Annotated in this window: 6 protein-coding genes; all 6 read right to left on the bottom strand. The window is 49.0% G+C overall.

The genetic code is table 11. The features are described from left to right. The gene (locus PV783_RS28600; RefSeq protein ID WP_420990478.1) at window positions 1-3,387 is read right to left on the bottom strand and encodes a SusC/RagA family TonB-linked outer membrane protein; all 3,387 of its coding nucleotides are present in this window, start codon (window positions 3,385-3,387) and stop codon (window positions 1-3) included. A gap of 133 nt (window positions 3,388-3,520) precedes the next feature. Next, window positions 3,521-4,693, bottom strand: a complete 1,173-nt coding sequence (locus tag PV783_RS28595) for a FecR family protein (protein WP_420990477.1) — start codon at window positions 4,691-4,693, stop codon at window positions 3,521-3,523. Window positions 4,694-4,784: 91 nt separating this feature from the next. Continuing rightward, window positions 4,785-5,417, bottom strand: a complete 633-nt coding sequence (locus PV783_RS28590; RefSeq protein WP_159454334.1) for an RNA polymerase sigma factor — start codon at window positions 5,415-5,417, stop codon at window positions 4,785-4,787. Window positions 5,418-5,532: 115 nt separating this feature from the next. Further along, the gene (locus PV783_RS28585; RefSeq protein WP_420990476.1) at window positions 5,533-7,995 is read right to left on the bottom strand and encodes a PQQ-binding-like beta-propeller repeat protein; all 2,463 of its coding nucleotides are present in this window, start codon (window positions 7,993-7,995) and stop codon (window positions 5,533-5,535) included. A 127-nt stretch (window positions 7,996-8,122) separates the two neighbouring features. Further along, window positions 8,123-9,916: a RagB/SusD family nutrient uptake outer membrane protein gene (locus PV783_RS28580; protein ID WP_420990475.1), complete on the bottom strand. Its 1,794-nt coding sequence runs from the start codon at window positions 9,914-9,916 to the stop codon at window positions 8,123-8,125. A gap of 19 nt (window positions 9,917-9,935) precedes the next feature. Further along, the gene (locus PV783_RS28575; protein ID WP_420990474.1) at window positions 9,936-13,328 is read right to left on the bottom strand and encodes a SusC/RagA family TonB-linked outer membrane protein; all 3,393 of its coding nucleotides are present in this window, start codon (window positions 13,326-13,328) and stop codon (window positions 9,936-9,938) included. Window positions 13,329-13,530: the final 202 nt, after the last annotated feature.

Here is a 13,530-nt window from a genome sequence, read left to right as displayed (position 1 = left end):
TTAGAAGAAGATGTTTAAACTGAAAGAAACCGCATTGCTGAAAGGATAATCGATTCCTCTTTCAGATTTTATATTCGACAGGCGGAAGATATCGTTCATGTAGGCGTTTACCCGGATGGTTTGCAGTTTCAGACGCCGCACCCACGGATATTGTACGGAGCGGAACTCGTAGCCCGCATTGATAGATTCGCCCGTGAGATAATTTTCTTTCTGGATAAAGCGGGACGACATCGGCGTTACATCGGTAAGACTGATCCCTTTAAACAGCGCATCATCGCCGGGTTGTTTCCAGCGTAACTCCAGCGCTCTTTTATCCTGGTTGTACTGCAGCTGGTCGAAGCTGATGTTTTCCACTTTGTTGTACAGGGCGGAGTTGAAAATATAAGCGCCGATACTGTAACGGAGATTGATACCAAACAGGAATCCTTTGATATTAAGATTGGAGCTGATCACGCCTTCCACCTGTGGCCTGCCGTTGCCGATAGGAACGATGTCGGCAGGATCGTATACCAGTGTTTTTTCCCCGTTTGTTTTTCTGAATACTTCTTTACCGGAAGCGGGATCAATACCGAGTGATTTTACCGCCCAGAGTTCATCGGGACTGTAACCATCGAGATAGCGCTGCAGGGAGTTGGATTTCTGCGCTTCATCATTCAGGTTTTTGAGAATGTTGGAGAATCCTTCATACCTGCTTTTGTACAGGCTCCCGGTGTAGCCGAGTGTCCACAGTATATTTTTCCGTGGCAGATAGATGGGTGCATACCGTACAATAGCTTCCACCCCGCGGGTACGGAGGTTTCCTACGTTCAGCACATAGGTAGATACGCCGGAAGATGCAGGCAACGAGCCGTTGGTGATCAGTGGTTTTGACAATTTCTCATAGGCGTTGAAAGTAGCGGTGAAGCGGTTATCAAAGAGGGAAGCATCTATACCAACGCTGGTGCTTTGTGTTTTCTGCCACTCCAGCAACGGGTTACCGAGTTGGGTGAGATAAAGCCCCTGTCCGTAGATGTTCAGGTTATTTTCATATCCGTAAACCGAGGTGGAGGCGTAGCTGCCTAGCGCCTGGTTGCCCGTGGTACCTATATTCCCCCTGATCCGGAGCATGGTTAGCCATTGTATGTCTGACATAAAATGCTCGCTGCTGATGTTCCAACCCACACCGGCCGACCAGAAAGGAGAGTATTTATTTTCGGCGCCGAAAGAAGTGGAGCCGTCTATCCTGAAATTTGCATCTATAAAATAGCGGTTGTCGTATGCGTAGTTAACGCTGCCAAGTGCATTAACCCTTCTTACAGTTGTTTTCTGGTATATGGGTTTGGTGTCCGGCAGGAAGCCATAGGCAAAGGCAGGATTGGGATTTACACCTTCCGGAAAACCAGTGGCAGTGTAAGCGGAATAGGTTTGACTTTGTTCCTGCATTTCCGTCCGGGCGTTCCCGGTGAGACTATGCACATCGTTGAATACTTTCCTGTAAGTAAGCATCAGGTTGGCCTGGTAGCTCATGTTATCTGTACGGGAATCGGTGTAGCGGCCTTTCCGGTATGTATCCACGGTGTCGAACATGGTATTGGCGGCAGGAATAAAAAGCGTGCCTTTGGTACTTCCTTTTTGTACCTGTAAGCCACCGGACAGCCGGAAGCTCCGCGTGAAATCGTATATGAAGTTCAGGTTGTTCTGGAGTATGAGGGTGTTGGTATTGTTTTTTGAATTGAGCGTGGCATTGTACAGCGGGTTGCCTACTTTAACGGTATCAGGAATAAAGGAGTTGGTGTTAACCAGGTATGTTTCCAGGTACCGGTCTGTGTTCAGGCTGCCGTCGTCTCTTTTTTTCCGGTAGTAGGGATTGATGTTTACAAAATCATTGAATGAGCCGTAGGGCGATTCGTTGGAGTTGGTGCCGTTTACATACAGCTGGTTGGTGATGTTCAGTTTTTTCTTGCGATAGGCAAGATCCACGGTAGCGCCCCAGGTGGTTCTGTCGGAGCCGATCATAACGCCGTTCAGTCCGCGGTAGTTCAGTCCTATGCCATATTGAAATTCCTGGCTGCCACCGCTCACGCGCAGCGAGTGCCCGTTGGTGAAGCTGTTTCTCAGCGGAACATTGAGCCAGTAGCTGTTAACTCCGCTGCGTACGGCTGCCAGGCGTTGATTATAGAGGTTGTCGTTGGTGATGCCGGAAAAGCCAAATTCTTTTTTATACAATCCTGCCAGTCGTTGAAATTCCAGGTTTTCTTCTGCATTCATCATATTGTAATCGCGGAGGTCCGGTATTTCCCAGCGGAGGTCGGCGGTGTAGGATACATTGAGTTCTCCCGGTTTGGGTTGTATGGTTTCCACGATCACCACGCCGTTGGCGGCCCTGGAGCCATACAGCGCGGTAGACGCGGCATCTTTGAGCAGGGTAATGGAGGCCACCCGGTTGATGTCGAGATCCACGATCTGGCTCAGGGTTGTTTCCATTCCATTCAGGATAAACAGCGGCTGGTTAGGATCATTGGAAAACTGGTCCCTTACTGTGCTGGAGGAAAGACTTGTTTTGCCGCGTACTTCTATGTTGGGCAGCTGGTTGGGATTGGAACCCTGGATATTATTGGTGGTAACGATAAAGGAGGGGTCCAGTGTTTTTAGGCTCTGGACAACGTTGAGGTTCCCTACCCGGCGCAGGTCCTTGCCGCTGAAAGAGGCCACCGCCCCGGAGAAGGTGAGTTTATTCCTGTCGAACATCCCGGTGCGCACCACTACGTCCTGTATTTCCACGGCGGACCGTTCCAGTTGTATGGTACGGATTCCTTCCTTCCAGGGTTTCAGTTCCAGTGATTTGAAGCCGACAAAGGTGATGAGGATAGCAGTCTTTTCGTCCGGTACACGGATCTGGAAAGTACCATCAGCCAGGGTGGATGTACCCAGGCGGGTTCCTTTCACAATTACGCTGGCGCCGGGCAATGGCTGGCCGTTTGCATCGAAAACCCGGCCCCGCAGCACGATGGATTGCGCCTGTTCGTCCGTACTGCCAGATGGTTTGTAGGGACTGATTACAATGGTATTGCCGTCGCGGATGGAATAGGTGAGTGGTAAGCCTTTCAGGCATTGCGTGAGTACTTCTTTCACCGGCGCATTTTTTACATGCAGGTCAAACCGCTTCTCATCCGGCAACATATCATTGTTGTAGATGAATACATAACCCGTTTGTTTCCGGACTTCTTTAAATACTTCTGCCAGCGTGGTGCTGTTTTTTGAGATCGTAATTTGTGAGAAGCCCGTTGCTGCTACCTGCAGGCAGGTCATCAACAGAAAAATAGCTTTAAACTTCATGGTTGATAATGGTTTGGTCTTTGTCCTGCTGCCATAGTGCAGGAAATGATGATAAAGCCACAAATGTTTCATTTGTGTAGATTCTGGTTTAATCGCGTTATTGAATGATGGGTATCATTTGCTTTGTCTGCAGTGCATAGCAAATTTCGCCCGGATGCGTGGTGGTGCGCATGGTGACTCTAAAAACGACAGTCGGTATAAAAAATCAGTATACTTTAATTTTATTTCCTTCTTCCCTGAATTTCACGGCGCCGGTGGCCGACAATAATGACAATACATCGCTTATCTGTGACGAGCGGGATATTACCGCGCTGAATTTCAGATTGAGCATGGCGGGATCCGCCTCAAAATCCACATTATACCATCTCGACAGGAGGCGTAAAACCACGGCCAGGCGTTCTTCTTCAAAATCGAAATAGCCATTTTTCCAGGCTATTACCTTTGAAGTTTCTACCTGCCGTACCGGGATAGTGGTGATGGCGCCGTTATGGGTAGTAACCGCCTGTTGGTCGGGCGCCAGTATCACGCCGGCGTTGCCGCTTTGTGCGGACACCCTTACTTTTCCTGTAATTAATGTGGTGCTGGTGGCTCCTTCTTCTTCGTACGCGTTGATATTAAAATGCGTGCCGAGTACCGTTACATGCTGATGTGCGGATACTACCACAAAGGGCATGTTTTCCGCGGCGCCTGCATTAAAGGGGCTTACTTCCAGGTATACTTCTCCCGTAATTTCTATCCTTCTTTCCTTACCGGTAAATGCGGTAGGATACCTGACCGATGAAGCGGCGTTGAGCCATGCCTTTGTACCATCCGGTAATGTTACCTGGAACTGTCCGCCGCGCGGGGTGCGCAATACATTGTAGCTTACGCCTGGGGTACTGCTTTGTACATCGTATTTCAACTGGCTGCCCTGCTGGTGGATGGAAGTACCGCCCTGTTGCAGCTGCTGTTTGCCGGAGCTGTCGAGCGCAATACTGGAGCCATCGGCCAGTATGAGAATGGCTTTGTTGGCGCCGGGTTTAGCGGTGCTGATATAGCCTGCTGCCGGCGCTGGTACTTTGGACGGTGGTTGCAGCCAATAGTAAGCACCTGTTGCGATGAGCAGTAAAATGGCTGCTGCCGCGGCATAGCGCGGCCACGGGCTTAATTTTTTCACCGGCTGGTTCTGTGCTTTTATATAAGCAAAGATTTCTTCCCTGAGGGCTATGTCTTCGGTTACTTCAATGGGTGTTCCGAGTGCATCGTCCACTACTTTTTCCAGGACGGGCAGGTGTTGCCTGCTCCTGATCATGGCGAACAGTAGTTCCTTCTCCGTTGCTGTGATGGAGTTGGTGAGGTATTTATCCATTAATGACTGGAATTCCCCGGATGCGTGCATACACGATTACATTTTAAGACATCAGAAAATAGCGTCTTTACTATAAAGACCAAAAAAAAGGGCGATAGGTGCAGTTGAGGGAAAACTTTTTTTATTTTCCTAATTTTTCCAGCAGCCAGATGAGGAGCAATGCGTTGCCACCCTGTTTCCGGACATATTCCCGGATGGTGTTCAGCGCCCGCACCATATGGCTTTTCACGGTAGCTGGCGCGATATTCAGCTCGCGTGCAATTTGCGGATGCGTTAAACCCTGTTCCCGGCTTAAACGGAAAATAAGCGACTGCTGTGGTGGCAACTGTGCAATGGCATCCTGGATGAGGGAGGCGGTTTGTTTGTATTCCAGTAAAGAGTCGGGGGTGAGATAGTTTTCCGGAACGGTGTCTTCCACCTGGTGAACATCCACAAAGGACGCCTGCTGATGAAGGATGTTGACAATCGTATTACGGGCCACAATAAACAACCAGGCGTCGAAATTGTCGACTTCCGGCAGTTTGTGTCTTTTTTCCCATAGTTTGATGAACACTGTTTGCACTGCATCCTTCGCTTCTCCGGGTGTTTTGAGGAAGCTGAGGGCCACCTGGTAGATCTGGTTCCAGTGACTGTTAAATACCTGCCTGTAGGCAGTTTCATCTCCCGCTGCTATCTGTAAAAGAAGCGCCTTCTCGTTATATGTTTGGTTGATTGGCAATTGCTTTCCGTATTCAATATTCCACTTCTGCTGCAAACTATAATAAAATATTTAAAAAAGGGAAGCAATATTCGTAAGATAATAATTTGTTATATAAAAAGAGGATATCTCTTTTAACGGAAATATCCTCTTTTGTATAAGATGCGTGTTCTTATAAGCGGAACGCATTTACGTTTCCTGAAAAATCTGCTACATACAGCATGCCGTTATACACAGCCATATCCGCCAATACGGGCGCGCCGGTATTGAAGCGGCTGATCAGTGTCCCGGTGGCCAGGTCTATCACATATACATACCCGTCAGACGCGCCTGCAATGAGGCGGTTGCCGGCCAGTAAAGGCGTGGATTCGATAGTGGCGGAAGCTGGGGAGGAATAAGGTGCAGAGTAAAACAGGGCTTCACCCGGTACAAAACGCCACTGCTCTTTTTTTGTTTTTTTATCGAAGGCCAGCATACCACCGGAAGCCGTACAGGTAATGATATATCCGTTAGTGACCAGCGGCGCCGTCATGGTTTTCAGTTCTTCCGTAACGGGGATGCTGTCTGTAGTTTTCCCGGTAGCGGGGTCCAGGATATGAAGTTTATTGATACCGTGTACATACAACAAATTATCAAAGAATGCCGGTGTGCCGCTGCGGAAGCGGATCCCTTCATCGCTGCGTTTCCATTGCAATTTCCCGGTGGCGGCGTTGTGGGCAAACAAGTGGTTCCAGTTAGAAGAAGTGATGAGCTGCCCGTTGTGGATAGCCATTGCCGCGGGAGTGCCTTCCCCGCCGGTCCAGTCGTGGTTCGTCCATTTCACCTGCCCGGTGCGGATATCCAGGGCCTGTAAATAATTGCCTGCGCCGGTAAAGTAAACGTCATCGTGGATAGCGCCGGCCGAATTATAGGCGGGCAGGTTTTTCAGATCGCCGGTGTGTTTCCATTTCAGTTTACCGGTAGCGGCATCGAGGGCGTAGGTAACGCCTTCTGCATCGGTAGCCAGCAACAGGCCGTTGTGGTAGCTGATGCTGTGTTTAATGGAGTTACCGGTGGGGAATTGCCACAACTGTTTGCCGGTTTGTGCATCCAGCGCGGTGATGCTGCTATGGTGATTCCCTTCATCATCAATAGTGCCTGTGAATATTTTGCCTGCGGCGCATATGGGAGATGATTTCCAGATATTACCTCCCACGTTTGCGGTCCAGTTTAAATGCAGCGGTCCGGCGGTGGGTATACCGGTAACGCCTGTACGTTGTATGTTCTGTAATACTTCCGGCCAATCGGCGGCGTTCGCACTGGTTTTTACAGGCATATTTTTTACCAGCGTAAATGTATCCCTGCGGAACAGTACCCTACCGGTACCTAATGTAGCTTCTAACGTTGAGGTATATACGCCATTTAACCATGCAGCGGGAATGGAAGTAGTAGCAAACCAGTTCCAGTCGGTGCGGGGTTGCAGCGATACCTGCTTCACGAGGTTTCCTTTTTTATCGAATAAGCTGAACAGTACTTTATTTACCGGGGAAGCAGTGTGATAGGCGTTTGCGCTGATCACCATTTTATCCTGGTCAAATGCAATGCCTGCTGCCGACGGCGACACGGATACCAGTTGATCGTGTACATAGGTATAACGCCGTTGCACAAACGAAAGTCCGTTTTTATCCACGCCGATTATATCGAAGTTGGAAGCCGAGTTGTCGATACCGCCGTCGGGAGGCGGCGCAGCGCAGAGGGAGCGGATGCCGGTGTTGCCGTGGGTACGTGCAAAGTTGATATGCCAGTGGCCATAGATCCAGGCTTTGAGGTGATGTTCATTGAGGTTGATGCTATCGTTTTTTGAACGGATGGTAAACAACGTATCATAAGTGAGCAGATCGTGATTGAACACGATCACGGGCTTTTCAGGCGCCGTGTTGGCAAGATCATTTTTCAGCCATTGCACTACATCATCTACTGTATAGGAAGGTTGATAATCGCCGTTGCGCATGGGCGTTACAATGAAGTGCGCGGGGCCGGCATCAAAGGAGTAGAACACCGGGCCAAACAAGGACTCGTACAATGCTTCACCGTACGGACCCTTTACGAGATCGTGATTGCCGATGCAGTAATATACGGGTACTCCCATTGTGCGGGTATTGATGTATTGCGCGTGGAATGCCATACCTTTTTCGTAGCAGATATCGCCGGTATGGATCATGAAATCAGCGTTTTCATTGTATGCATATTCTTTTGCATCGGTGATCCAGTTGTTGAACTGGTAGGTTTCTGTATCGGTGAGCCGAACAAACTTTGCGGCGGCTGCTGTGGCTTTAGTCACGGGCTGCACACCAAAGTCGTAGGTGGACAGGGTACTATCGGTATGTATATAGAATGCTTTGGTGAACCGGTATCCGGCGGGTGTGGTGATAAATATAAATCTTGTTTTCGTGTGACCGGGGAGGTGATAGTTACCGTTGGCATCGGTGATGGCTACGTGGAGTCCGTCGGATACACGCACGCCTGCGAGTCCTTTTTCCGCGTTGTTTGGTTTGCCGTCGGCATTATTGTCTGTAAACACCTGCCCTGAGAATCCCTGTGCCATCAGTGTTTGCAGGCTGCAGGCGATGAGGAGGGTTAAGAGTAATTTTTTCATGAATGGATTTATTTTATAAGCATGATTGCGGTATTAAAAAGGATTACCACGATCCATGTTTTTGCAGTGAGTCATTCCCCGCAAAAACATGGATCGTGGTAATCCTGCTCATCACTGTTCATCCGGTTTACCAGCCGAATATCTGTTTCAGTTTATCATTCAGTATCGTCTGTTGTTTTGGTATAGGACGATAGTAAAACTGGGGCTCTTTAAAAGTACGGCCGGCGCGGTCGGCAGTAAATTTGATATGACCATTGGTGCCGTTGTCGAGGTAGAAATTATTTTCCCCGTTTTTATCCGTGAGATAGAAACGTGACAATTTTGCCCTCACATCAGCGGGTAACCCGGCGATAGAAGAAGTATCTGTAGTGTTTGGCAGTATAGCGATGTCGGCTACGTTGTCGCCACTCATATCAATGCCGCCGAGTGCGGGAACATACATGCCCTGTGGCGCTTCCTGTAAACGCGCGCCTGCTCTCCAACGATTGATATCTTTGAGACGCAGCCCTTCGCAGGCCAGTTCTACTCTTCTTTCGCGGCGTATTTCCAGCAGCACGCCTTTATTGACGCCGCTTACCTGGTAGGCTGCATTCAGCACCGGGTCCACGTTTCCGTTAGCAGTAACAAGGTTGAGGTCGGGCATTTGCACCCTGCGGCGCAGCAGGTTCACGGATATGTCAAGATCGGCCTGTGTGAGGCTGCCCAGTTCTGCTTTTGCTTCAGCGAAGTTGAGCAGTACTTCGGCGTAACGGTATACGGGTAATGCGGTATAGTTAGTTTCCCAGCCCTGGCGTTGTTTCGGATCGCGTGGATAAAACTTCAACTGGTCGTAAGCGCCGAGGTTAGGCTTTGCGATGTAAAGGTTATTATCCTGGGTGGTGGAAAAGCCGGGATAGGCCACTGTTTCGGCCAGGCGAGGATCACGGTTTTTGAAGGTGGCGGTGAAGCCTGTTTTATCATAGCCTGGCTGTGAAGTGAATGGCGTGCCGTCTTTCATCAGGTAGCTGTATACAAGGCTCTGGCTGAGCGACCAGGTCCATCCGAGTACTGTATGCGTGTTGTTGCCTTTACCAAGACTCTGTGGATAATCTCTCCATTGGATAATTTCTTTGTTGCCGTTTAAGGAAAGACTGGAAAACAAAGCGCGGTAGTCTTCCCCACCTTTGCCGTTATTGTAGATCACATAACGGTTACTGCTTATTACCTGTTGCGCTGCTGATACCGCCTTCTGGAGAAAAGCTTCAGCGGTGCTGGCAAGTTTTACTTCGTCGTGATATTTTCTGAATGTTCCTTCGAAAAGACAGAAGCGGGACATGAGTACCAGGGCAGCGTATTTATTTACGCGGGTGCCGTTGTCTTTATCATCTACCTTAATATTATCCACAGCAAACTGCAGGTCAGCAAGCACAGAGTCGGCCACTGCGGACCGTGGATCACGACCTTTGTACAGATCGGGGTCCACATCTGTTAATGCGTGGCCGTACCAGGGCACATCAGAATAGGTGGCTATCTTTTCAAAATAAAATCTCGCACGGAAGTAGCGGGCAATGCCTATGTAGTGATTAATGTCGGCAGCATCACCTTTTGCTTTACCGGCGTTATCCAGCAGAAAGTTGATATCGCGCAGTACATCCCAGTCGTTCCATCCGCCAACGGTGTTTTCGTCGAGGGTGTTGTGCACCAGTTTGTCCATTTCGCTGCCGGTGTTGCCGGAAACGTTATCGGAGTTATTATCGTCATACGGCGCCGAAAGGTTATCGTCGTATAAGCCGTTGATATAGGTATTCAGATCCTGTGGTGAATTGAAGTATGCTTCCGGTGAGATCTCCGTTTGCGGGTTGCGTTGCAGGAAGTCCTTGTTACAGGAAGCTGCTGCACAGCCCAGTATGATGAGTGATAAATAAAGCCTTTTATTTTTCATGTTCCGATGTTTGAATTAATTAAAAGTTCAGGTTTAATCCGAACGAGTATGTTTTCTGGTAAGGATATACAGAACCGTCCAGTCCTTCAGGATCGATATTTGCTTTCAGGTGGGAGATGGTAAAGATATTTTCCGCACTGAAATAAACACGGAAACGGAAAATCTTGTACTTCTCTGTGATGGACTTTGGAATGGTATAGCCGATAGAAACATTTTTGAGACGGGTATACGCTGCATTTTGCAGGTACCTGGTTTGCGGTGCGCCCAGTTCGGTGGCATCTTCTGCGATATATGATTTCAGGCGTGGGAAGTAACCATTGGGTGTTTCTGGAGTCCAGCGATCGAGGTTGTGTACCTGTACGTTTGTCCATGGTTGTGCATATACGCCCCAGAAATAGTGGTTACCTGCATTGGGGTACCAGTCTCTTTTTCCGATACCCTGGATGAGCGCGCGGAAATCAAAACCTTTGTAGGAGGCGGTGAGGTCGATGCTGTAAGGAAAGCGCGGCATGTTGTTACCGATTATTTTCCTGTCGCCGGGATTGCTGATGGTATTGTCGCCATAGTCAACCGAGCCATCGCCATTGAGATCTTTAAATTTCAGATCGCCTACATAAAACTGGTACTGTTGGTCGTCGGACCCTACTTTGGATTGTTTGGCATGTGACTTCAGTTCGTCTTCGTTCTGGAAAAATCCTTCTGTAACAAGGCCCCAGATATCACCTATTTCCTGTCCCTGGTAGTAGTTGCGGTTTTCCAGTGAGCCGGCGTCGTAGTTGGCGAGCGTACCGGTAGGATTGGTGAAGCGGGTAATAAAGGAACGGCTGTCGGCCACCAGTAATTTTACGCCGTATCCGAAGTCGTTGTTACCGATTTTAAACTGATCGCGCCAGTAAAGGGTCATTTCCCATCCGCGTGTTTTCAGGTCGGCAGAATTGGTTCTTGGAGCCGGTGCGCCGTATACGTTGGGCAGTTCCTGGCTTTTGGCGAACATGCCGTTGGTATAGCGGGTGTAGCGGTCGTAACTGAAGAATAATCTTTCTTTCAGCATGCTGAAGTCGATACCGCCGTTAACGGTTTTCACCGACTGCCAGGTGTAGGTGGCAGTAACCGGTGTTGGTGCATATACGCCGATAGGTAGCTGGCCATTTAATACGGAGTTGATGTTACCGGCCGACATGAGCGGCATGTATCCGTAGGCTTTCCATTGCTGATCGCCCAGGGAACCATAGGAGCCGCGGAGTTTCAGGAGGTCGATGCCTTTAATGCCGCTGAAGAATTTCTCTTTGGAAATTACCCATGCAGCAGAAGCGGATGGGAAGAAGCCCCAGCGGTTATCGGCGCGGAAGCGTGATGATCCGTCGTTACGGCCATTTACTTCTACAATATATTTATCATCATAGGTATAATTCAGGCGATAGAAAATACCTCTTACGGCCCAGTCTTCGATGGTTTGTTTTTCCGTGATATTGCCGGTAGCCAGTTGAGGGGTGGGGTATTGTGTGCTGATGAGTCCCTGCCTGTTTACATTGAATATATTGGTGTAGTGGTATTCCTGGTTGAACCCTGCGAGTGCGCCAACAGCGTGTTTTTTATTGAATGTTTTGTGGAAGTCGGTGTAAACGTTATATACATTATACTTCAGTTCATTGGTACTGTTGTTGGCGGACGACTGGTTACCGTTGGTATATTGGGTAGGCTGATCCGGTCCGGTGCTGTAGGGAACCGGCAGTGTATAGGATTTACCTACGTTATTTCCGCGGCGGTAGGTAGCATCTCCTTTCAGGGTCCATACATCTTTCACCAGGTTTATTTCTGCGTTGAGCGTGGTCATAAATTCGCTCCAGGTATCTGCTGAGCGGCCGCCATTCTGCAGGTTACCCAGTAATGCTGCGCCGTCTGAAGTCCAGGTACCATCCGGGTTGCGGGGTACGGACAAAGAAGGGGTGCGGTTAGCATTATGAAAAAATAAGTAATCAACGGTATTGGCGGGTTGCGAATAGGTGGTGTTGGTGTACATGGTGTTGCTACCAATTTTCACGCGGTCGTTGATGGTATAGGTAGCTTTTGCACGCATGTTATAGCGTGTGTATTGGTCGGGGTTATAGCGGAGCATACCATCCTGTTTGTAATAATCTCCGGAGAAGTAGTAGTTCAGTTTTTCATCTCCGCGGGAAATGCTGAAGTTGGCATTATACGCGGGCGCTGTTTTCTGGTATACTTCATGGAGCCAGTCGGTAGATCCGTAATAAGCATATTTTGTTTTATCGGTGGGGCTTACGATTACTCTTGGCAAAGAAGGGTCGTTGGCAAGTTTTTCTGCATAGGCCCTGTCGGCGGCGGGGTACAGATCATACAGTGGTGTGGCGGCATCATGCTTGTATTGCATGGTGGTGAGTGGGTCTGTAATGATTTTTGGTACCAGTCCTAATGTGCGCACGGCGTAGTTGGCGTTGGCATTCATCAGGAGGCGGCCGTCTTTTCCCGACTTGGTAGTAATGAGCACTACCCCGAAGGCGGCGCGGGCGCCATAGATGGCGGCGGAGGCGGCGTCTTTCAGGGTGGTTACGCTTTCCACATCGGCGGGGTTGAGGCGCGACACTTCTTCATTGGTGAAAGGGATGTTATCTACCAGTATGAAGGGATCGCCGCCGTTGATGGAGGTCATACCACGCAGGTTAAATTTTGGTGCGGAAGATACGCGGCCGTTGTTATTGGTGATATTCAGGTTGGGTAATAATCCCTGCAGGCCGTTACCGATATTGGCGATAGGGCGGCTTTCCAGTTCTTTACCGGAAATAGCATCTACCGCGCCGCTGAGATTAGCCCTTTTCTGTTTGCCGTAACCTACTACCACTACTTCATTGAGGCCGCTGGAATTGGCTTTCATGGCAATGTTAAGAGAGGCGCCGTCACGTGCTTTCATCTGCTGGGCTTCGTAGCCAACGTAGGTGAACTCCACGGTGGCGTTTTCGGGTACTTCCAGGGTAAAGCGGCCATCATTATCTGTTTTAGCGCCCTGTGTGGTACCTTTTACCAGCACGGTAACGCCAATCAGCGGGTTGCCGGCTTCGTCGGTTACCCGTCCTCTTATATGAACATTCTGTACGGTTTCACCTGCTTCCAGGATTACCACCAGGTTATCTTTCATGATCTTATATCCCAGCGAGGTGCCTGCGAGCGCCTTATCCAGGATCTCCGCCACCGGAGCATCTTTCATGGAGATAGAGATTTTCCGGTCGGGGATGCTGGCATTTTTGTACAGGAAAGTATAGTCGCTCTTCTGTCCTATGACAGTCAGCAGCTTACCAATGTTAATATTGTTATAATTAACACTGATCCGTTCCTGTGAAAACCCATGTGCGCTTAGTTGTAAGAACCCGGCACAAAGCAATACGGAGGTTAGTTTCATACGCAATAATAGTTTCCTCATATTCCGCTGGGGAATATGGGAAGGCCACCAATAGCTTTTTTTCATAAATTTGTTTCGTTAGGTTAAATAATGAGCCGTTACCAGATCGTAAGGAAATCGGTTTACATTGTTTAGCCAGCATTTTAAAAGGGGGAATGTTGCTGCATTTCCCTTTTTTTATTTGCTGTCTGCAATAAAAAAT

This window comes from Chitinophaga sp. CC14, assembly GCF_048957795.1.
In the GTDB taxonomy this organism is placed as follows: domain Bacteria; phylum Bacteroidota; class Bacteroidia; order Chitinophagales; family Chitinophagaceae; genus Chitinophaga; species Chitinophaga ginsengisegetis.
The sequence above is the reverse complement of the archived record's forward strand: the minus strand, read 5'-3'. Positions and strand labels throughout refer to the sequence as shown.

Excerpts from the sequence above, each read along its gene's own strand:
- PV783_RS28600 (WP_420990478.1), bottom strand. The coding sequence starts at position 3,387 with ATGAAACATTTGTGGCTTTATCATCATTTCCTGCACTATGGCAGCAGG.
- PV783_RS28595 (WP_420990477.1), bottom strand. The coding sequence starts at position 4,693 with ATGCACGCATCCGGGGAATTCCAGTCATTAATGGATAAATACCTCACC.
- PV783_RS28585 (WP_420990476.1), bottom strand. The coding sequence starts at position 7,995 with ATGAAAAAATTACTCTTAACCCTCCTCATCGCCTGCAGCCTGCAAACA.
- PV783_RS28580 (WP_420990475.1), bottom strand. The coding sequence starts at position 9,916 with ATGAAAAATAAAAGGCTTTATTTATCACTCATCATACTGGGCTGTGCA.
- PV783_RS28575 (WP_420990474.1), bottom strand. The coding sequence starts at position 13,328 with ATGAAACTAACCTCCGTATTGCTTTGTGCCGGGTTCTTACAACTAAGC.